Origin of the sequence: Bacillus marinisedimentorum (genome assembly GCF_001644195.2) — a bacterium.
Lineage (GTDB): Bacteria > Bacillota > Bacilli > Bacillales > Bacillaceae_O > Bacillus_BL > Bacillus_BL marinisedimentorum.
Genome location: NZ_LWBL02000024.1, coordinates 40,256 through 61,687 on the forward strand (window position 1 = coordinate 40,256; position 21,432 = coordinate 61,687).

Sequence of the window (21,432 nt, forward strand, 5' to 3'; positions counted from 1 at the left end):
GATTACTCTTTGCCGAATGATCGAAACGGGCTGACAAGTTCATACCCTGTATAAAATACCAGTTCCCTTAAAAAGAAAGGGACTTTGGTTTTTGCCGATTTATAGGCTGTTGTGCTTGCAGGTGAAGGAAAAGCATCGAGCCCCAGATCTTCTGCCATTGCCATCGCCCGCTTCATATGGAGCGGGTCAGTTATTATAAGAAGGTCGTTGAACATCTGTTCTTCGGCGATTTTCCCGGCATAAAGAAGGTTTTGTTCCGTGATTCCGGATTTGTTCTCGAGGAAAATGTCTTTTTTACGAACCCCCTGCCCGATAGCATACCTTTTGCCCGTTTCCGCTTCAGATAGCTTGCTTCCAGGCGCTTTGCCGCCGGTGAAAATGAGATGCTCCACCTTTCCGCTTTTATATAGGTTTACCGCATGGTCGATCCGTCCCTGAAAAACAGGAGACGGTTTTCCGTTCCAGGACGCAGCCCCAAGTACAACGGCGGCATCCGCTGTCACTGATTCAGCGTCCTTGTTGCTGTATCTCCAGATTTCAAAGCCGGACCAGAGAAAGAAAATCAGAACCAAAGCAAGAGGGGCTGCGACGGCAATCCTAAGTTTTTTCTTCATGTGAATCTCTCCCTATGGCTTCGGAAAAAACGATACAAGGATAAATGAAATCCAGCCGGGCAGCGTTTTTTTGCCGAGTGGCCCAAGAAGCGCTTCAAGGCCCTCAACCATCAAATCACCAAAAGTGATGATAAGCAAAACCAAAACTTTACCTGATACCCCGCCGTCTGTCATGAGGTGCATCAATGAGCTCATAATCATGGCATCCGTAGCAATTTGGACAACGGACTCTTTTTTTGATCGCTTGTAAATCGGTTTTTCTGTAAGCTTATCAAGCCTAGTGCCGAGCCAGATCACCAGGGCGAGCAAGACAAAGCCAAAGAACACGCCCTTTCCCTGAAAGTCATAGAAAAAGAGCACGGTGCCTAACCCGCAGAAGGCAAATATCCTGCTGCTGTGCTTACGGACCCATCCTTTCCATTCTTCACTCTCCATCCGCACTCCCTCCCCGAATGTCGCTGCCAACCATTTTACCATAATTTTCTTGAAATTAGGATATAGGAACATGTAAAAAGGTTATCCCCGAATGGGCGAACTTTCAGGTGGAGACGAGGTGCGGTTGTCCTTATCGATTTATTGAAAATGGAAACCGGTTAGGAATTCTGCCGTGCTGTAAGAAAAGCTCCAGGCGCCCGCTTATGACGATAGCCGCTGGTGCCTGGAGCTGAACAACTCGAATTGCGCAAGGCGCACGCTTAGCGGCATATCATAAGCTGGGGTTATCAGCAATGAGGCGGTTTTCCCTCCCGGAGGGGAGCAGCTGATCTGCATCCAAACAGATGCCAGATCAGCCCAGCCTGAGTACCCCGGGCATGGAAATTTGCACGTGTTCCCACCGTTTCAAGCAAGCCGACGGCCAAAACCGGGCTGTTTCCTCATATACGGGGTAACTCAGATCCATTTAGGACCGATAACCTGCCGGATTTGTCTTATTTTTCAAAAAAACTATTACTTTTTCTTCGTATTTCACACCAGATGACTGTTCCTTCGTGCCATATCCCTGGCTTTTCACGCCGTTTACGAACAACCGCAATCAGGAAGATGCACTTTCGCGCGGCATCCGTTTTCTTTCACGCCAAACGATCACTGTTTCACGCGTAATCTCCCATATTTCATGCCGCAGCGTCCAACTTTCACGCCGGAGCAGCTGTTTCGCGCCGTTCAGCCCGGCTTTCACGCCGGAACTCCTTTTTTCATGCATGGCGACAGACCCTGCCTCGCAGCTGGTAATCTCGAAATGCGGAGAGCCCTTGATCAGCGGCGTACGCATAAGCAGGGCCGTACCAGGAAGGGTGCTTTTCCCTTCATGGGGCGGCAATGCTTATAACAATAGCCGCCAGGCCTCACAGCTGAACATTGATCTTGCTTGAAAACTTATACTCTTACCTATCAAAAAGGCCCGACCCCCGGCGGGATCAGGCCTTATAAAAACTTACGCTTTTTTATTGGCTGTCATGAATAGTGCCGCAGTCACAGCTGCGAATGCCAGAATTGATGCCCATGTGCCGAACATCGCCTCTTCCGGCATGACGAATCCTGCTGTAACAGCGATCGCGATGATAACTCCCGTCAATGCCTCACCGGCAATGAAGCCGGAAGCAAGCAAAATGCCGCGTTCCGTTTTCTTGCGGCGCACTTCTTCGCGTTTTTCCCGTGTGTCAATCCATCCTCTGACAAGGCCGCCAAGCATGATCGGTGATGTCAAGTGGATCGGAAGATAAAGCCCTACTGCAAACGGCAACGATCCGATGCCGAAAAGCTCAACTGCCGCAGCTGCAGCCATTCCGATAAAAATCAGGTTCCATGGCAGATCGCCTTCCATGATGCCTTCGACAACGAGCGCCATGAGCATCGCCTGCGGTGCCGGCAGCTCCTGGGAACCGAATCCGTATGCACCATCTAAGAGAATGAGGATAAAACCCGTGACAATACTTGCAATCAAAATTCCATACAGCTGTGCGATTTGCTGCCACTTTGGCGTGGCGCCAAGAATGAAACCGGTTTTCAAATCCTGGGAAGTATCACCTGAAATTGCAGCAGCGATACAGACGACACCGCCGATGATGATGGCTGTCAGCATTCCCGGTTCACCTGTAAGGCCGGTTGCTTTCAGAATGACCGCTACGAAAATCAATGCGGCAATCGTCATCCCGGATACCGGATTAGACGAGCTGCCGACGACACCGACGATCCGTGCGGAAACAGTGACAAAAAAGAAACCGAATAAGAGCACGAGCAACGCGCCGAGAATGCCTATTTCTATTTGCGGGAAGAATGCCAGGATTCCGACGAGCAAAATGGTCAAGCCGATAATCAAGGAAAACGGGATGTCCTGTTCGGTACGGAGTTTTCCGTGACTCATCCCTGACTCACTGAAGCCTTTCAGGGCTCCTGTGAAAGAAGCAAAAATGGTCGGCAAAGTTTTAAGTAGGCCGACAATGCCGCCAAAAGCAACGGCACCTGCCCCGATGTAACGCAAGTAACTATCCCAGATTGCATGGTAATCCATTTCTGAAATCGGCACTTCCGCGGGATAGATCGGGTCCTCAGCAAACAAACCGAAGTGGCTGATCAGCGGGATGATGCCGAGCCATCCGAGAACAGCACCGGCGAACATGATTCCCGCTATCCGCGGCCCGATTATGTAACCGACAGAAAGTAATGCGGGCATGGTATTCATGCCGAAAGCAGCGTTCCTGAATCCTGAAATCGCCCATTCCACCTGAGATGGAAATGCCTTGATGGCATCTGTCAGGAACTTGAATAAAGCGCCGATTCCAAGGCCCCAGAATACCAGTTTTGCCCCCCGGCCTTTCCCTTCCCCGGCTACAAGCACTTCTGCACATGCCGTGCCTTCCGGGTACGGAAGGGTATCGTGTTCATTGACAATAAGGGCTTTTCGAAGCGGAATCATCAAAACGACACCAAGGATTCCGCCGGCAAGGGCAATGATTCCCATTGTCAGCAAGCTTGGCTGCATGTTCCATATAAAAAGTGCCGGCAATGTGAAAATGACACCCGCTGCCAGTGCTTCCCCTGAGGAAGTGATGGTCTGGACAATGTTGTTTTCAAGTATGGATTGCCGGCGCAGGATGACTCTGAGCACAGCCATTGAAATAACCGCTGCCGGAATGGATGCCGAAACTGTCATTCCGACAAGCAGGCCAAGATAAGCATTTGCTGCTCCAAAGACTACTACGAGCAATGCCCCGACAATTAAGGCGAGCAGGGTCAATTCAGGCCTTTTATCGTCCGGGGAAATGTAAGGTTTGTGTTCAACCTTTTTCTGTGATTGTGCCATGTTCTTCTGCCTCCATTCTGCATAGTAAAAGTAATGGTAGTACGAAAAGGATTATGAAAACTGGATTATGACGGGAAAAAGGGCGCATAAAAGCAAGCAGGAGCAAACGGCCTAACATTTATTACCTCCCTCCATTCATTCGGAAACCTCTTTTAAAATCCGTCAGCAATAAAGTGAATTTTATAATTTCTTTTTTTCCACAGACACACTTTGCCTATTTCAGTACGGCAATCCGGCAATTTCAACTGATACATTTTAATGATTTTTCCAGCTGATTCTGAAAAACGGGTGTATGAAAGGCACAGAACAAATGCGCAAGACGCCCGCATAGCGGCTTACACATAAGCGGGGGTAACCGCATGGAAGTGCTCTTTCCTCCCGGAGGGGATCCCCGCTTATGACGATAGCCGCTGGCGCCTGGAGCTGGACGATTCCCTTCTGGCTTTTTATCCATAACGCTTAAATTTTATAATTTCCTTAACAAAAAAAGACTGCCTGAGACAGAAAATTTCTTCTGCTCTGGCAGTTTTTCTACTCCGACGCAAAAAACCTGGCCTTGAATCGTCTTTGTATATAGTAAAGGCGGATTGATGCACCTGCAGCTGCCGCTGTCAGTCCGGCAATAATGCCGATCCAGTAGCCGAAGGGGCCCAGACCGGTATACTGGGCAAGTCCATAGCCAATCGGGAGGCCGATGAGCCAGTAGGATACAAGTGAGATGACAAAGGGGATGTTGACATCCTTATATCCTCTCAAAATGCCGAGAACAGGTGCCTGAATTGCATCTGAAAGCTGGTAAAAGATCGCATAAATGATAAAATGCTGAGTCAGCCTGATAACGGCACTGTTATCGGAATAAAGAACCGCAATGTCTTTGTTGAATAAATAAAGAAACAGGCCGCTGGCAAATGCCATCGCCACCGCGATTCCGAGGCCGAATTTGCTGTAAGCGTTGGCATCAGCCACTCGTTTTCCGCCAACTTCAAAACCGACAGCGATCGTGAGTGCCATCGAAATACTCAACGGAATCATATAAAGCATGGATGTGAAGTTCAAGGCCGCCTGGTGGGCTGCTATCGTTGCCGTATTGAACTCACTCATCAACAGTGTGACAACAGAAAAAATACTCGTTTCGAAAAAGATGGTAAGGCCGATCGGCACCCCGATCGTCAATTGCTCTTTCCAGGCTGCCCATGAAGGCCGGTATATATTACGAAAAACCCGATATGAGATAAAAAGCTCACTGCGATGGACGATCAGCAAAGCGGCCAGAAAAAAAGTCCAGTAGGTGATTGCAGTTGCATAACCCGCTCCCGCACCGCCCAGTTCGGGAAATCCCATTTTTCCAAAAATAAGGATATAGTTGAAAAAGATGTTTACAGGCAATACGAGGAACGTGATTCTCATACTGACGCGTGTCTGCCCGAGGGCATCGATAAAACTGCGGAGAACCGTATACATAAACAGCGGAACCATCCCGAAACTCAGACCGGTCAAATAATGGAATGCAATATACCGGACGTCAGGTTCGATCTTCATCATATCAAGTATCGGTCCCAGCAAAAATGACCCGGTGAGGATAACAAAAAGGGCCAGGGCAATGGCAAGATACAACCCTTGTACGACAGCACGCGGAACGTTGTTCTTCAGGTCAGCGCCAAGTAACTGCGATACAATAGGGGTCACCGCGATCAAGATGCCGTTTAACCCGGTGAATATCGGGATCCAGAGGCTCGTACCGATTGCAACACCAGCCAGGTCATCTGCCCCGGCCCGCCCTGACATAATGGTATCCACAAGGTTCATACTGAACATTCCAGCCTGCGTGACCAATATTGGCCAGAGAATGGTCAGCAGCAACAAAATCTTCTGCTTCATCGTATCCGTTTTATACATTGCCGCTTCATCCTTTGCATCGATACACAGCAATACTGCCGGTTTCGCTAATCCTGAATCCTTCTACATCTTAACACAAAGGAAAGCCGCGGCAGGCGGAATTAATTTCTTGAATCTGATGTCCGGCTTCATTATTCCTGATTGGCATTTAAACAGGTGTATTACAATTGCTCCAATCCCATTCTGAAAGCAGCCAGATGCTGCCTGGAGGCCATGCTGAGATTTCCCATGACGGCCTTGATGTCCGTCGGCAGGTCCGGCAGGCCGGCCAGTTTCTCATACATGGAAATGTTCGTGATCTCCCCTCCTATACCGGCCTGGAAAGCTTCATTGAGGGTATCAGGTTCACTGACATATTGTTTCGCATCATCAACAGGAACCTGAATGCCGTATTTGCGGAACAGGCGGATCAATGCTTCGATATGACGCTGTTCAGCAGCTTTTATATTTGTAAACGGCCTCCTTTGCCCAAATTTGCTGATAACAGCATCATAGCGTGCCTGGGCTAAAAACTCATCCTGGATCGCATAAGTCAGCGCCTCCTCAATGCTGATATCCGTATCCTTCAGCGCACCTGCCGCTCCATAATCCGCCGGAATATCCTGTTGCGCATGAACCGGAACCGAAATACCGATGATCGCTCCTACAACAGCAGCCAGCACAACCATTCTAAACTTCATCATCTTCCTTCCTCCTTCTATCCTATTGGTTTTTCCGGTATATTTTGTGTAACAGCATAGGAAACATTCATATAGGTATTTTGACCTATGGTTGCCTGGGAATTGCCAGGCAATTCCCAGGCAACGTTTTTGAAGGAGGAAACAATGATGGAGCTGCCGCATGATTTTCAGGAGACTGTCCGGAATGTACATGGCGAAGAGGGGGAGAGGTGGATTGAGGCGTTCGGCGGACTGATTCGGTATTGTGAGGAAAGATGGGGATGCAAGGTTCTGGAACCTTTCAGCCTTTCTTATAATTTTGTGGCTCCTGTACTGTTCAATGATGAGACAGATGGTGTGATCAAGCTGTGTGTGCCGGGTGAGGGAGTGAACAATGAAGTGGAGGCCCTGTCTTTTTTCAACAGAAAAAGCGGGATGGTTACAATGAAGGATTATGATCTGGAAAAAGGCATCATCCTTCTGGACCGAATCAATCCCGGCACTTCTCTTTCTGCTGTCAATGACGACCAGGAAGCAGCACTGATTGCATCTGATGTACTGCGGAACTTGTGGACAGACCCGCCGCCCTCGACAGATCTTCCAACGACGGAAGACAGAGAAAAAAGTCTTCTTCAGCAGCTCAGAAAGTACCCAGATGGTACGGATGGGTTGTCAAAAGAAACGCTTATTGAAGCAACTGAAATGTTCCGCTGGCTGAATGAAACCAGCCGGAAAAAACGGCTCCTGCACGGCGACTTTCACCATTTTAATGTTCTGTCTGATGGGAAGGACAGCTGGCTTGCCATAGACCCGAAAGGCCTCATCGGAGAGGCTGAATATGATCTCATTCAATACATGCTGAATTGTTTGCCGGAAACGGACATGCGCACCGTCATTGGAACGCGGGTTTCCATATTTGCCGAAGAGCTTTCCCTGCAGCGTGACAGGATTTTAAAATGGGGATTTTGCCATTCTGTTCTGGCAGCACTATGGTGTTTGGAGGATAAGGCCGGATGTGAGCAAAAACCCATTCAGGCGGCGGAAGCTTTTAAACAGCTTATTACTGGTCAGTTGCCTGATCTGTAAGATTGAATTTACAAGATTCGCCTCAGTCTGAAAAAGGTATATTTGTTACATAGCAGCTATTTGAAATAACAGGACCTTATGACGAAAGGATTGGAATGAATGGAACAATTGGAAACCAGCCGGCTTATACTCCGGCCGCTGGAAAGAGGAGATGCGGAGTCGATTTTTGCCTATGCTTCCGATCCCACGGTTGCTAAATTCACGACATGGGAGGTCCATCATCACCTGGACGATACACGGGAATTTATCGAGCTTGCGATTCTGGAACATAAACGCAAAGACACATTGACGTGGGGAATCATCCTTAAGGAGACGGGTGATCTTATCGGCACAGCAGGCCTTGCCGATCTCTCGTTCCGCCATCATTGTGCGGAACTCGGCTACGTAATCGGCAAGCCTCATTGGCGTACCGGTTATGTGACAGAAGCATCGAAGGCTGTCTGCACTTTCGGCTTCAGGGAGCTTGAACTGAACAGGATCATGGCCAGATGCCACCCTGAAAACACCGGCTCAGAGAGGGTGATGCAAAAAATCGGCATGACGTATGAAGGAACAATGCGGCAGGTGTATTTTGCTGATGGAATTTTCGAAGACAGGAAGGTGTACTCCATCTTAAAAGAAGAGTTTCCTTTCGCACCACTTCTGTAAAATGTGAGATAAAAAATTTAGTATGCAGGATTTTAAATATTAGACAGCGGGTTAGTTGATGTCTGTTCTCCTAAATTACGATCTTTTATCCTATTGTCTAGCGCCCTCTGCTAAACGGACATCTGTGGATATGATTTTGTCGATTTTTGTATGTTCTGAATATTTATCCACATATCCAGAAACTTATCCCCCGTTTGAAAGGTTACTCACATGTCAATGAGGGATAAATGTGCAAAGTTTTTGAAACTCCTGTTAAGTTATCCACACCGCCCATGTTAGTTACCTGAGTCCGCAAATTTATCAACAGATTAACTTCATATCAATAGTCCCGTTGTCTGCCGGCCTTTGTCGAACAATGCTTGAATTTATGATGATTGTATTCAGCGGCTATTTCATCTGATGATTAATTATGGCTTTTCAACCGAGCTGTTGCTTCCGCGGCACAGGCGATGATCCTGAACAGCGCTCCTGTGGGGTGTCGCCTGTCCCGCTGCTCTCGGCCGGGTTGCACACTCGCAGCAATATGCTCTACCATAGCCTGATCCTAATTATAAGTATATTTCTTGCCGAACGGGGCACAATATTGAGGAAAGTTGGCAAGACCAACTCTTCCCCGGCCGTCAAGTGAATTCCCACAGTTCACTTGGCGGCCTAATTCATTCAAAAAGGGACAGCCCTATAACGATCAAAAGACCGTCATCAGACGGTCTTTTGATCGTTATAGGGTATGTTTTCAACTTGCTGCATACGTTCTGGCAAACGGTTAAGCGTATTGTTGAGAGTATCTAATTTACCTTCAATCCGATGAAGCAAATAAAGTGTGACAACAACAGGAAAACCGACTTCCTGAATTAACGGCAGCAACTGTTCCATTACTTTCCACCCCTCTTCCCTGTAAAATACCCGTAATGGGCTGAAGAAAAAGGGAGCTTTCAGCCCCCTTTTTCCTCAGGTTTATGCAATCGTAATATCATTTACTGTCCGTTCCACAATACGGGCGCCGTTTTTCTCTGTCAGATTTCCGCCGGATGAACTGAATGCGTTATGGGTAATGATTTCATCCATAGCCGCACTTACTGCCAGCGGATCGACTGGTTCAATCGGATCGTCGAGACTGATTGTCACGACCGAGCCTGCTTCGTTCGCAAATTTCAGTTCCAATTTTTTTGCCATATCCATTCCTCCTTCCTCAAGTTTTTGACTTAGCAGATGATGAACCGGCCAACCTCAACGGATTCACCAGATCATCATTCTACCTGCTTACGCTGTCGGAGTTGTTTGAATAAGATCAAACGAATCGTTGCGTTCCACCCTGCTTAATGGATGCTGCTGCAAACCTGCAAGTGCCTGACCGGTGTTATAAAGCTGATCTGCCGTTGCATCCACTTTCACATTGTTGAAGTTCTTGTTCTTATAGATCGGCTTCCCATCACCATCAACACCATGGTCAAACACCAGCCGAAGCTGGCTGTCCGTAACCAATGCCTCTGCCATGTCCCTCACCTCCTTCACCTGTATATAGGCTGAAAGGTTGGAAAAGTGCTATAAAAGATAAAAAAATGCCTGGCAATTGCTTCGCAATTGCCAGGCATTCCGCCGGTAACCTGAACTCCTTCTTCCTGAAATTCTGTTCAATCCACCAAATAACCACCGCAAACATCCGCTGGAACAAAAAGGGGGTTGTGCAAATGAAAAAGGCTCCGCCCAAGGCGTGCACGCAGCCTCGAACAGAACCCTTACTATGGATATATACGATTTCCGCCATATATAAACCCGAATCGTCTTAATTTTTCAAATTCCTAATGATCCTGTCAAACCGATAATGTTTATTCCGCGACATCCCAACGTTTCTCAATTTCAGAGCGTGTGTCCAGTTCCTCTTCTCCAATGGAGATTACAACCGTTTCTTCTTTGATTATTTCCTTACTCTCTCCGCCCTTTCCTATCTTTCCCGCCGCTTCATCTTCAACAGTTGTGAAGCTTTCAGGCCGGGGCAACCGCCCCTTCTTATCCAAATCCCTTTCAATCAAAAGCTGCAGAAACTGCTCAGCAGTAAATGTTGCGCTTTCGTATGTAAGAGCATACGTGGACCCATCCGTAAAGTCAGGAAATGTAATCCGCACTTCCCCGTTATTTAAGTATTCCAAAACGGCAGGGTAACTGAATCGGTACTTTCTCTCCCATTTAAGATAATCCAAATCGGCCTGATAGACCAGTTCATGTCTCACTTTCATCGTATCGAGTGCCTTCAGCAAAATGCTTCTGGCTGTCTCATCATCCGCCTGATGGCGTCCTTTAATGACACTCAGCATCGTATCAATCTGTTCTGCAAGTATATCTTTCATCCGGGACATCCTTTCTAGTAACTGGAATCTTAGTTTCTATTATCGGATATTTCACGTTCCGGATGAAGCCTTTTTACCTGTGTAAATATTTCCTATTTATATGGAATTTATTGGAACACCCGAGAAAAAAGCAGCTCCGCACCTGCCGCTCAACATTCCCAGGTACGGAGCCTCTGCTTATTTTCATATCTTCCATATGCATAGATCTAGTTACCGTTTTATCCCTCAATAGTGAAGCTGCATCATTTAAACGCCATCGCTGCATGAACAGCTTTTTGCCAGCCTTCATACAGTGCGTTGCGCTGCTTGTCCTCCATTTCCACTTCAAATGACTTATCGACACTCCATTTTTCAGCGATCTCTGAACGGTCCTCCCAGAAGCCTGTTGCCAGCCCGGCAAGATAGGCGGCACCAAGTGCAGTTGTTTCATTTATGACAGGGCGTTCGACCGGAACGTTAAGCATATCGCTCTGGAACTGCATCAAGAAATTGTTTTTGACGGCACCGCCGTCAACCCGGAGTGTTTTCAGCTCTATACCCGAGTCCTTCACCATTGCATTCAGAACATCTTTCGTCTGGTAAGCAAGTGACTCAAGCGTAGCTCTCACAAAATGTTCTTTCGATGTCCCTCTTGTCAGGCCGAAAACAGCACCGCGGACATCACTGTCCCAATACGGCGTTCCAAGACCGACAAAAGCCGGCACCATATATACACCGTCCGTAGACTCGACCCTTTCAGCATACCTTTCGCTTTCAGATGCATCTTTAAACATCCGCAGGCCGTCCCGCAGCCATTGGATAGCTGATCCGGCAACAAAAATACTGCCCTCAAGCGCATACTCGACTTTACCATCCACTCCCCACGCGATCGTCGTCAAAAGCCCGTGTTCGGATTGCACTGCTTTTTCACCCGTGTTCATTAACATGAAGCAGCCTGTTCCATATGTGTTCTTCGCCATCCCTTTTTCATAGCAAGCCTGGCCGAACAGGGCAGCCTGCTGGTCACCTGCAACTCCTGCAATCGGAACATTATGCCCGAAAAAGTGGTAGTCCACCGTTTCCGCGTAGATTTCAGATGACGGTCGCACTTCGGGCAGCATCGATGCTGGAACTCCAAGTATTTTCAGGAGCTCGTCATCCCATTTCAACTCATGGATATTGTACATCAGCGTCCTGGATGCATTCGAATAATCGGTTACATGCGCTTTTCCGCCTGATAGCTTCCAAATGAGCCAGGTGTCGATCGTGCCGAACATCAAATCGCCGTTTTCCGCTTTTTCACGTGCACCATCCACGTTATCCAGAATCCACTTCACCTTCGTACCGGAAAAATATGCATCCAGCAGCAGCCCGGTCTTTTCTCTTACCATCTGCTCATGCCCCTGCCCTTTCAGTTCTTCAACAACCCCCGCTGTCTGTCTCGATTGCCATACAATCGCATTATATACCGGTCTGCCTGTGTTCCTGTCCCAGACAACCGTTGTCTCCCGCTGATTTGTAATGCCGATTCCGGCAATATCAGCAGCAGAAATATCTCCGGACGATGACAGCACCTGGGCGATGACGGAAAGAATGCTGCTCCAAATTTCCTGCGCATTATGCTCGACCCAGCCAGCTTCCGGAAAATACTGCGTAAATTCCTTTTGTGCCGTATTCACAATCTCACCCTGTTTATTAAACAAAATCGCCCTTGAACTGGTCGTCCCCTGATCGAGTGCTAAAATATACTTGTTTTCCATTAAAATTACCCCCTGTCAACGATTTGAAATGCTAGAATCATTCGTTTTTACATCGGCACTAACTGGTGTTGCCCGGGGACCTCTGTCACCTGCAAAATAGGTCACCCTCAGCAAAGCAGCGCCGGGAGAAAAGCCCGATTTCTGCAATTAGGAATCCGACAACAAACGGTGACATTCATCCTATTCAATAATAAAAAAGAGAAACCCTTTATGAAAAGCAAATCTGATTATATTAATTCATTCATCGTCTCAATACTTAGTTAACAGATTCGGAAGGCGCGGAAACGTTATCACTCCCTTCCAGTGAAGTGAGAAAAGAAAATTGCCGGAACAAATCCCTTTTGAATCGACCTAAATGGATATCCTTTGTTTGCTTTCTGTAAAGTAAAAACGCAGGACGATAGTATTTTCAGCTTTTTTGGAGCCAGCGATGACCTAAATGAGTTTTCTGTTTCCAATAGAGGAACAACACTTCAAACTCTCGAAAAGTATTCTATAAAAAGCTATGTTTAACTCCATTGTTAATTTCAACCCGACTTCCATCAAGCGGAGTTCCTGTTGACAAGGTAAACAATTCCCTTCCCACAGAAAGACTGATTGGCATCGCTCATCCCTTGCTGAGCAATTTTTCTGCAGTCCATATTTTAGCAAGAGACTGAATAAGCTTCCTCGTTTTCTCACCGCAAGAAGGAACAGCTGGGCATTTCCCAGGAGTGCCCCGATACTCTTGCCTTAATTAAGTCAACAATCAAAAGGAGGTTCATCAATTGAAAAAAATGTTATCTGAAACGGCATTTCACAGAGCTGAATCCTTTATTGACCTGAACGCCAGACCTCTTGAAAAAAGCTGGTTCGATTATTACTTTAACGGCGGCAGCGGTTCCAGTGTCATTACCGAATTGCAAAAATTCCAAAATGAGGACGGCGGATTTGGCAATGGACTGGAAGCTGACTTTTGGATGCCCGCATCTTCGCCCATCGCCACCTCTGTTGCTTTTCAGCAGCTGATCCAGTTGGATCCGTTGCCTGAGAGTGTTCCGCTAATCGAAAAAGGTATTCGATACTTTGAAAAATCCTACGTGGAGAGCAGAAACGGGTGGTATTCTGTATTACAGCAAGTAAATGAATATCCGCATGCCCCATGGTGGCAAGCAGATCCTGAAACGGGCATGACCGTTATTGACCAGCATTGGGGAAACCCGGCTGCGGAAATCATCGGTTACCTGTTTACTTATAAAGAAAAACTCACTGTGCTTGACCCTGTTACGTTAGCCGAAACGGCAATCGGGAATCTTAATCAGCTGCAAATGTTCGACTCCCAGCATGAAATCTATTGTTATATCCGATTATATAATATGCTGCCGGCGCCGCTTGCTTCTAAAATGGATCCCGCTCTGAAAACTGCTGTCACTTCTCTCGTTCATCCAGATCCCTCCCAGTGGGACAGCTATGTCGCGAAACCGCTGGATTTTGTTTCCTGTCCCGAAAACAAACGGTTTGGCATCAAAGAGGAATGGATCAGCCGCAACCTCGACTTTTTAGTCGATACGCTTGAGAAAGAGGGAAGAGTTAAGCCGAATTGGAAATGGGGGATTTATGAAGATGCGTGGAGAAAAGCTGAAAAAGCCTGGGCAGGCGTCCTTACATTAAAAGCACTGACACTGCTTGCCAGTTTCGGAAGAGTAAAGATGAACATAATAAGCGGATCCTGAAAATGTTCTGGGACCGGGCAATTTCGCCCGGCTCTTATTATTTCTTCAGCGGACCAAATATGTTGCTCCCCGACACAGCATTTCCGTTTGTCATTACAATTCTTTGACATCATCTTCTTCATGGTTATATTTCGCCGAATGCGGGGATAATACAAATAAGAGACTTTTATTGGAAAGGAGTTTGACCATGAGTTTGATTGTTCTATGCCCTACCTGTCATGGGAAGGGAAAAATAAGAGAAAGATTCATCGTCAGCTTTGAAAGAAAATGTCCTGAATGCAGAGGCGAGAAGACAGTGGGAACCGAAAGGCTGAATATCTCTTCTTGACTGAACAGGAGTCGCCAACGGGCGGCTTGCGTTGTGTTTACGAAAAAAAGATACCGAGCCTGCTAAAGGAGACTTCATTTTCATCCGATGAAGTCTCTTTTTCATGTTCATTTCCAATGACTTCAGTAAATGCATAATATTTCTCTCCCTCCGCAAACTAACTGAAACTCTGATTAGCGGGGCAGGTGGATTCGATGTTTTCATTCTTAAAGAAAAAAAAGGGTGATAAAATTAACCCGAAAAATGAATTTGCGTTTCGGGACTATCCTTATCAGGCAGATTCTGTCCCTGAAAAACAATCAACCGGCAGCCTTGAGGCAAATATTGATTTTATTCAATCCTCGCTGAATTATACTCAGGATTTCAAAAGGAGAGATCTGGACTTTAACGGCTTGCCGTGTACCGTTCTTTACCTCGATACGCTTGTAGATCTGGATGCGATTGAAAAATTCATCATTACTCCGCTACTTGAAAAAAAGAGCGGCGACCTGAAAGATATACTTCCGGCCCCTCACCTGGAAATGGAAAACGATTTATCGAAGGCTGTCAATATGATGGTTGGCGGAGCCGCTGTATTGCTGATGGAAGGCATCGAAACATTTGCCATTATAAAGCATCACAAACCCCAGGACCGCTCCATCCAGGAACCCGGCAATGAGTATATTGTCCGGGGCTCACATCTTGGATTTAACGAAAATATGAATACGAATATCAACATGCTGCGGAAAATGAGTAACAATCCAAACCTCACAGTGGAATATTTAAACGTCGGAAAATCAACCAGGGTAAGGATTGCAATTGTATATTTGAATCATCTGATGAATAAGTCACTGTTAAACGACATAAAAAAACGAGTTCGCTCGATCTCAACTGATTTTATCCAGACACCCGGTTTTATTGAAGAGTACATTGAGGACCGTCCGTTTTCCCCGTTCCCGCAGCTGCTGAAAACAGAGCGGCCGGACCGGGTGATCGCGAACATAATGGATGGCAAAGCGGCTCTGCTCCTGGATAACAGCCCATCTGCCCTGATTGCGCCGTCCACTTTTATCAATTTTTATCAATCACCGGATGATTATAACTCCAGATGGTATATCGGTTCTTTTTACCGTCTAGTCCGTCTGGTCAGCTTTTTTATCTCAATCGGGCTGCCCGCCCTTTATATCGCTGTCATATCCTATCACTATGAAATTATACCGACTGAGCTGATGTTTACAATCAAGTCGTCGCTTGAACCGATTCCGCTGCCGCCGATCCTTGAAGCAATGGCAATGCAGCTGATTCTTGAGCTGATCAGGGAAGCGACAATCCGGCTGCCCCGCCCCATCGCCCAGACAATCGGCATTGTCGGCGGACTCGTTATCGGGAACGCGATTGTTGATGCAAACCTTGTCTCCAATATGATGGTCATTGTGGTTGCGTTGACGGCAATTGCATCGTTCATCGTCCCGTCAAATGAAATGAGTACGGCAGTCAGGCTGCTCGGATTCCCATTGATGCTTTTGGCAGCTGTTTTCGGGCTTATCGGGATTGCATTCGGCTTGATGTTCTTATTGATCCATCTGTGCAAGCTTGAAGTTTTCGGAACACCATACTTGACCCCGTTCGGTCCGCTCCGGGGAGTCGGCATGAAGGACACGGTCGTGCGGCTGCCGATCTGGTTGCTCGACAACAGGCCTGTGGATGCCAGACCTGTTTTCAGGCTGCAGGAATCTTCTTCTCGTCAATGGGATGATAAGGAATGAGGGAAAAAGAATCGATCACACGCGGACAGGTCTTTGTGCTGACTCTACAGACCCAGATTGGCATCGGTATTCTGTCGCTTCCGCATGATGTACAGGAATTTGCAAAGGGCGATGGATGGCTCTCCGTTCTTCTGGCAGGAGCCGCCGTACAATTAATCATCACAATTTATTGGTTGCTCAGCAAGCTGTATCCAAAAGATACGATCTTCAAAATCCCTGAAAGAATTTTTGGGAAATTCGCCGGAAAACTGTTCAGCGTTTTATACACCTTCTATTTTTTACTAGTGGCAAATTTAATCTTAATCCTGTTTGGCCGGATCATCCAGCGCTGGGTATTCCCGATGACCCCCTCGTGGATCATCCTGTTATTGTTCATCGGAATTTGCAGTTACCTGGCTTATGAAGATATTCACATCATCGCAAGGTTTTACTCATTTTCTTTCATCCTTGCCGTTTTACTGCTGTTCATGGTGTTACCCGCACTGAACTTTGTAGATTACCGTTTCATCCTTCCAGTCGGGCAGTCAGGGATAACAGGGATTGCGAAAGGGATTAACAGCTCGATTATCGCAATGATCGGTTTTGAAATACTTCTCCTGGCCTTGCCCATGATGAAAACAAAAAGGAAGGCATATCGGGTGCTGCTTGCCGGCAACCTTTTTGTGACACTTCTCTATACCTTTGTTGTCCTTATTGCCCTGATGACCTTCAGCCCGAAAGAAATCGAGATCATACCTGAACCTGTACTATATATGCTGAAAGCATTCGAGTTTAAGATTATCGACCGGATCGACCTGCTATTCCTGACTGTTTGGATCGTATCTGCCGCAACTTCATTCATATCCTATCTTTACAGTTCATCTGTCGGTTTGGCCAGCCTATTACACACGCAAGGTCATCAAAAAATGGTCTATGTAAGCTGGATACCCCTGATCATCTATATGTTCTTGCCGGACGACCTTATCAGCATTGATTCATACTCCAACTTTTTAGAAAAAGCCAGCTATCTATTCGTCCTGGTTATTCCGACTTTTCTGCTGATTTCCGGTTTGGTAAAAGCGAAAATGATGAAAAAGAAAGGTGGCGGCCGGTATGAAGTATAAATGGTTATTCATCATTATTCCAACCCTTCTCTTGCTTAGCGGCTGCTGGGATCTGCAGTTGCTCAAAGAAACACGCCTGGTATACGGCGCCGCTTTTGACCTGGAGGGAGAAAACGTCAAGGACACGGTTGCAATCCGAACCGTTGCCAGCAATCCGGAAGTGCCCGAAGGAAATGAAATCGTCTCGGTCACAGCCAAGACGATCCGGGCAGCCAAACAATTAGTCGATACAAAAATTTCAGGCCGGTTCGGCTCTTCAAAAATCCTGATTTATTTGATTGGAGATGAGATGGCTAAAAAAGATATCTATCCGCTCCTTGATGTTCTATATCGCGACCCGCTCGGTGCCTTAAGCGGAAAAGTTGCAGTGACAGAAGGGAAAGGGGCTGACATGCTTTATATGAGAAAAAAGGGGGAGACCCTCATCTCAGAACACATCAGAGAACTTCTTGAAAGTGAAGAAGCCAGCGGTGTCGTTCCTGAATTAACTCTGCAAACCGTCTGTACGTATATGTTTGATGAAGGGCACGATTTCATGCTCCCTTACTTAAATGTCGATCAGGAAAATGACACGATCAATTTAAAAGGTACGGCTCTTTTCAACAAAGAAACGTTCACCGGCGAAGTACTCGATATAGAAGAATCTGAAATCATCATGCTATTGAGCAGGTATGCACTAAAAGATGGTTCCTTCACTAAAAAAGTGAAAGATGATGATGAAGAGCAATGGATGAATAACTATATTTCATTTGATATATGGGATATAAAAAACGATACTTCCTTTTCTTTTAACGGCAAGCAAATCACGGCCAACGTGGACGTTGAGTTAACAGTCAATGTGACTGAATATCCTGAAGACCGTCTCGATGAGCCAGCCACACAAAAGAAACTGAATAAAAAGCTGAGTGAAATCCTTACGAAAGAAGCAGAAGATGCCGTAAAGAAAGTGCAGGGAGCAAACAGCGACGTTTTCAGTTTCGGGAGAGACTTGCTCGCTTTTCATTCCGATAAACTGGAAGGCGGCAAACTGGGCGACAATTATTTCAAGGAAATGAAAATAACACCGACGATAAAAGTCAAAATTAAAAATACCGGTGTATTGGATTAATGGGCACGTAATTTCTCAAAAACACTCAGAAATCTGTCGTTATATGTCTATTTTTAGCGCTTTTCCTGTTAGCCTTGACAGTTTAGACCGGACATGAAATATTGTGTACAGATGATGAGTGATGTATTTCATATTCATTTCACCAACAAACAATTCAACTGCATCTGTACATTAAAATCCGGCCTGGTCCTTTGATCAGGCTGAATTCACCATTTCGAACGGAGTTTTCACAACAAGCATTCGGGCAGGAGGGATCACATGGGAAAATACCAAAAGGTAATATCTCCTGATCAGAAAAAAATAAAAGTGCTCCAGCAGATTGATTCATCGCTGTACGACTCAGAAGACTGGCAGGTTGTCCATAGAGAAGGCAGCAAAATTTGCCGGAAGCTGGATAACGTCCTTCATCTCCACCCTCATTCTGCCGATGTCCAGAATGTGGTCGGCCAATTCCGCCAGCACATTGCGGACCACTTTTACAACTGTCCCCCGGACGTCTTCAGGTCACTGGCGGATGTCTTTGTAAATGATCCCCGTTTCCTCGAAAGCATTGTTACTTTCCAGCCGGAACTCCCAAATTTTTTATGGGAAGCAATCCATTTCTATGCTGATGAAATGGAAAAGGGCTGATTCTTCACAACTATCCTGTACGTTTCTTAGGCACCTGGTGAATGGTGCCTTTTTTGCTGCTATCTTCCATGTTTACTTTTCAGTACAAAGCGGGTATGATTGTCGAAAATAAATTTCTTTTTCAGGTTCCAGGACTCAACAAAAGGGGAAAATTGCTTTATAATAGGAGTGTTGCAGTTTTTTAGATTCTAAGTGAAAGGATTCTAAGTGAAACATTTCCCTGTCACTTTCGTCTAATAGACTGGAGATTTTCATCAGAGTCAGGAAGTATTGTTCTTTCAAACGCCAGGCATTGCCTTGCATAAAAGCCTGGAGGAATGGCTTTTCATTTAATTGGAGGTAAAAAAATGGACTCACGTATGGATAAGCGTGTGCAGCAAAAAAAGAAAAAAAGCTGGCTGCGCCGAATCACTTTTGTCCTTGTTGCTTTTATTTTGACGATGCTCGGACTGGGCTATATGGAATATCAAAGGGGGCTCAGCCAGGCCGAAACAGATAAACCTGAAGAAACTTACGATTTTAACGGTATACCTGACCGCAGCGGTAATACAAATGTTCTCTTGATTGGTGTGGATTCGCGCGGAGAGGAGGATTCGCGCTCAGACACCATCATGATTGCCCAATACGATCATGATGATAATACGCCTAAGCTCGTATCGATCATGCGTGACAGTTACGTGGACATTCCCGGCCGGGGCAAGAATAAAATCAATGCCGCATACTTTTACGGCGGGCCTGAGCTCCTTCGCCAGACCATCAAAGAAAATTTCGATATCGATGTTGAGTACTATGCCATCGTTGACTTTAAAGGCTTCGAAAAAATGGTCGATATCATTGCCCCGGAAGGTGTTCCGGTCAATGTGGAAAAAAAGATGGAAAAAAACATCGGCGTAACACTTGAACCCGGCCAGCAAAACCTGAACGGCCAGGAACTTCTTGGGTACGCAAGATTCCGTCATGATGCCGAAAGCGACTTCGGACGGGTAAAACGCCAGCAGGAAGTCATCGGAAAGCTGAAGGACGAATTCGTCAGCATCAGCGCCGTCACCCAGCTTCCGCAGCTTGCCGGCACTCTTCAAGGTTATGTTGACACAAACATGGAAACGACACGGATGCTTTCCGTAGGGAAAGATTTCGTCTTTCAAAAGGCTGAAGACATTGAAAACTTACGCATTCCGGTTGAAGGCGGCTTTACTGAAACAAGAGTAAGCCATGCCGGTGCCGTCCTTAAACTGGATATGGAAAAAAACCGCCAGGCACTGAAAGAGTTTCTGGAATAACCACTGAATAGGACCTGTCCAAATGGGCAGGCCTTTTTCAGTTTGCACGCTGATTTCCCTTTCAATAATTGGCTCAATTCCTCGCTTTTCATTTCAGTGAACTTATTGAACAACAATTCCTTTTCCTGGCCTATTCTTTATAGACAAGCCTCGTGATCATTCCTCCAGGAGTCACCCCATTATTCGTCTGATGGAATGTTTTGGTGCCGTTTACCGCCCATATTCCGGGATTGTTGGACCAAAACTCAATACTGTTCCTCCGTCCGGAAGGAACATCAACTGTATCCATGTATTCACTTCGCGGAAAACCGTCAACTTCAATCAACCTGAAATCATGTCCGTGCAAGTGCATCGAATGCGATGTGCTCGATTTATTGATAAAGCGAAACCGGATTCTTTCTCCGTACCTGGTCTCTGAAGGTGTGGTTTCCGGGAAAGCTTTTCCGTTAATCGTAAAAAAGTTAGGGTTCTGATCGAACTTTAAAGGTTCAAAAACTCCTTTTTCAATCCTGCCCTTTGGTGGCTGCGGCAATTCCCACTGTTGAAGGATCAATACATAATCGCGATGAGGCACTTCCCTCTCGTCAATAGGCAGCACAATAACACCACCCAGCATTCCGCGTGTTATATGCAAGGGATTCCCGGAATGATAGAAAAATGTCCCTGCCTGCCATGCATTGAATCTATATGTGTAGCTCTCCCCCGGTTTAATTGAAGGCGTCGGTTCAATGTCCGGCACCCCATCCTGGCTGTTCGGTTTCGCCAGGCCGTGGACATGCAGAGAAGTCGCCTCATCAAGGTGAATATTGACTTTAATCGCCACCCATTCACCTTGCTTGACAACAATAAGCGGCCCTGGTGTCGATCCGTTGTAGCCCATTCCGTCAAGTGTAACACCCGGCAAAACATCATGGCGGATCTTTTGGGCATCAAGTGTAAAGTACCGGCCATTTTCAATGTCTTTATACGTTGCAAACTTCCCGTCAGAAAAGTGCAGACGTTTCTCCCACAAATCGGTTCACCCTCTCCAGTTTGACTATCTAATTGTATGAACCTTTGTAAAGGGGAATGAGTTTTTGATCAGAAAGTGTGCTTTTATTATGCACATTATTTTAGCGGAAAGTGCCTTTGCAGGAGTATATATCCCCTGAGCAATTTTACTGAATTAATATTGAATGGACGGGTGAAGGGCCGATTAAGAAGGATATAAAAGTGAAGACGCAGTTTCATTCTATTCC

At 46.4% G+C, this 21,432-nt stretch carries 21 protein-coding genes; 8 read left to right on the forward strand and 13 right to left on the reverse strand.

What is annotated here, in order from left to right:
* Window positions 1-2: 2 nt before the first annotated feature.
* The 7 genes from A4U59_RS07220 to A4U59_RS07245 form a co-directional block, all read right to left on the reverse strand.
* Complete coding sequence (locus tag A4U59_RS07220; RefSeq protein WP_066172416.1) at window positions 3-614, reverse strand: YdcF family protein; 612 nt, start codon at window positions 612-614, stop codon at window positions 3-5.
* A 12-nt stretch (window positions 615-626) separates the two neighbouring features.
* On the reverse strand, window positions 627-1,049 hold the full coding sequence (locus tag A4U59_RS07225) for a hypothetical protein (RefSeq protein ID WP_066172419.1): 423 nt from the start codon (window positions 1,047-1,049) through the stop codon (window positions 627-629).
* A gap of 466 nt (window positions 1,050-1,515) precedes the next feature.
* Window positions 1,516-1,647, reverse strand: coding sequence for a hypothetical protein (locus A4U59_RS22380; protein ID WP_281183458.1), 132 nt, complete (start codon window positions 1,645-1,647; stop codon window positions 1,516-1,518).
* A complete protein-coding gene (locus A4U59_RS21305) occupies window positions 1,648-1,884 on the reverse strand; it encodes a hypothetical protein (RefSeq protein ID WP_169823930.1) in 237 nt (78 codons plus the stop codon).
* A gap of 162 nt (window positions 1,885-2,046) precedes the next feature.
* The gene (locus tag A4U59_RS07235; protein WP_066172425.1) at window positions 2,047-3,915 is read right to left on the reverse strand and encodes an OPT family oligopeptide transporter; all 1,869 of its coding nucleotides are present in this window, start codon (window positions 3,913-3,915) and stop codon (window positions 2,047-2,049) included.
* Window positions 3,916-4,446: 531 nt separating this feature from the next.
* Window positions 4,447-5,811 carry an MATE family efflux transporter gene (locus A4U59_RS07240; RefSeq protein WP_066172428.1) on the reverse strand — a complete coding sequence of 455 codons (1,365 nt, stop codon included), beginning with the start codon at window positions 5,809-5,811 and terminating at the stop codon, window positions 4,447-4,449.
* Window positions 5,812-5,972: 161 nt separating this feature from the next.
* Window positions 5,973-6,494, reverse strand: a complete 522-nt coding sequence (locus tag A4U59_RS07245) for a ferritin-like domain-containing protein (RefSeq protein ID WP_157888149.1) — start codon at window positions 6,492-6,494, stop codon at window positions 5,973-5,975.
* Window positions 6,495-6,635: 141 nt separating this feature from the next.
* Here A4U59_RS07245 and A4U59_RS07250 point away from each other — a divergent pair, with 141 nt between their 5' ends.
* Window positions 6,636-7,556: an aminoglycoside phosphotransferase family protein gene (locus A4U59_RS07250; protein WP_066172528.1), complete on the forward strand. Its 921-nt coding sequence runs from the start codon at window positions 6,636-6,638 to the stop codon at window positions 7,554-7,556.
* Window positions 7,557-7,655: 99 nt separating this feature from the next.
* Complete coding sequence (locus A4U59_RS07255; protein WP_066172431.1) at window positions 7,656-8,204, forward strand: GNAT family N-acetyltransferase; 549 nt, start codon at window positions 7,656-7,658, stop codon at window positions 8,202-8,204.
* 699 nt (window positions 8,205-8,903) lie between these two features.
* Here A4U59_RS07255 and A4U59_RS20830 read toward each other — a convergent pair.
* The 5 genes from A4U59_RS20830 to glpK all read right to left on the reverse strand — a co-directional run bounded on the left by A4U59_RS20830 (window position 8,904) and on the right by glpK (window position 12,288).
* Entirely contained in the window at window positions 8,904-9,077 is a 174-nt protein-coding gene (locus A4U59_RS20830) for a YvrJ family protein (RefSeq protein WP_083270717.1), read from the reverse strand.
* Between the two features lie 81 nt (window positions 9,078-9,158).
* Entirely contained in the window at window positions 9,159-9,377 is a 219-nt protein-coding gene (locus tag A4U59_RS07260; RefSeq protein ID WP_066172434.1) for a DUF2922 domain-containing protein, read from the reverse strand.
* Window positions 9,378-9,464: 87 nt separating this feature from the next.
* Complete coding sequence (locus tag A4U59_RS07265; RefSeq protein ID WP_066172437.1) at window positions 9,465-9,698, reverse strand: DUF1659 domain-containing protein; 234 nt, start codon at window positions 9,696-9,698, stop codon at window positions 9,465-9,467.
* A 332-nt stretch (window positions 9,699-10,030) separates the two neighbouring features.
* Window positions 10,031-10,549 carry a hypothetical protein gene (locus A4U59_RS07270; RefSeq protein ID WP_066172439.1) on the reverse strand — a complete coding sequence of 173 codons (519 nt, stop codon included), beginning with the start codon at window positions 10,547-10,549 and terminating at the stop codon, window positions 10,031-10,033.
* A 242-nt stretch (window positions 10,550-10,791) separates the two neighbouring features.
* A complete protein-coding gene (gene glpK / locus A4U59_RS07275) occupies window positions 10,792-12,288 on the reverse strand; it encodes a glycerol kinase GlpK (protein WP_066172441.1) in 1,497 nt (498 codons plus the stop codon).
* 767 nt (window positions 12,289-13,055) lie between these two features.
* Between glpK and A4U59_RS07280 the strand changes: the two genes are divergently transcribed.
* The 6 genes from A4U59_RS07280 (at window position 13,056) to A4U59_RS07305 (ending at window position 20,194) form a co-directional block, all read left to right on the forward strand.
* A complete protein-coding gene (locus tag A4U59_RS07280; RefSeq protein WP_083270718.1) occupies window positions 13,056-14,000 on the forward strand; it encodes a hypothetical protein in 945 nt (314 codons plus the stop codon).
* A 522-nt stretch (window positions 14,001-14,522) separates the two neighbouring features.
* Complete coding sequence (locus A4U59_RS07285) at window positions 14,523-16,073, forward strand: spore germination protein (RefSeq protein ID WP_083270719.1); 1,551 nt, start codon at window positions 14,523-14,525, stop codon at window positions 16,071-16,073.
* Window positions 16,070-17,176 carry a GerAB/ArcD/ProY family transporter gene (locus A4U59_RS07290; RefSeq protein WP_066172444.1) on the forward strand — a complete coding sequence of 369 codons (1,107 nt, stop codon included), beginning with the start codon at window positions 16,070-16,072 and terminating at the stop codon, window positions 17,174-17,176. The genes A4U59_RS07285 and A4U59_RS07290 overlap by 4 nt, the downstream gene beginning before the upstream one ends.
* A complete protein-coding gene (locus A4U59_RS07295; protein WP_066172447.1) occupies window positions 17,166-18,284 on the forward strand; it encodes a Ger(x)C family spore germination protein in 1,119 nt (372 codons plus the stop codon). The genes A4U59_RS07290 and A4U59_RS07295 overlap by 11 nt, the downstream gene beginning before the upstream one ends.
* A gap of 258 nt (window positions 18,285-18,542) precedes the next feature.
* Window positions 18,543-18,914 (forward strand): TipAS antibiotic-recognition domain-containing protein, encoded by a 372-nt coding sequence (locus tag A4U59_RS07300; protein WP_066172450.1) that lies wholly within the window; start codon window positions 18,543-18,545, stop codon window positions 18,912-18,914.
* Window positions 18,915-19,261: 347 nt separating this feature from the next.
* Window positions 19,262-20,194 carry an LCP family protein gene (locus A4U59_RS07305; protein WP_066172453.1) on the forward strand — a complete coding sequence of 311 codons (933 nt, stop codon included), beginning with the start codon at window positions 19,262-19,264 and terminating at the stop codon, window positions 20,192-20,194.
* Between the two features lie 130 nt (window positions 20,195-20,324).
* Here the strand turns inward: A4U59_RS07305 and A4U59_RS07310 are convergent, their stop codons facing one another.
* Complete coding sequence (locus A4U59_RS07310) at window positions 20,325-21,206, reverse strand: multicopper oxidase family protein (RefSeq protein ID WP_066172456.1); 882 nt, start codon at window positions 21,204-21,206, stop codon at window positions 20,325-20,327.
* Window positions 21,207-21,432: the final 226 nt, after the last annotated feature.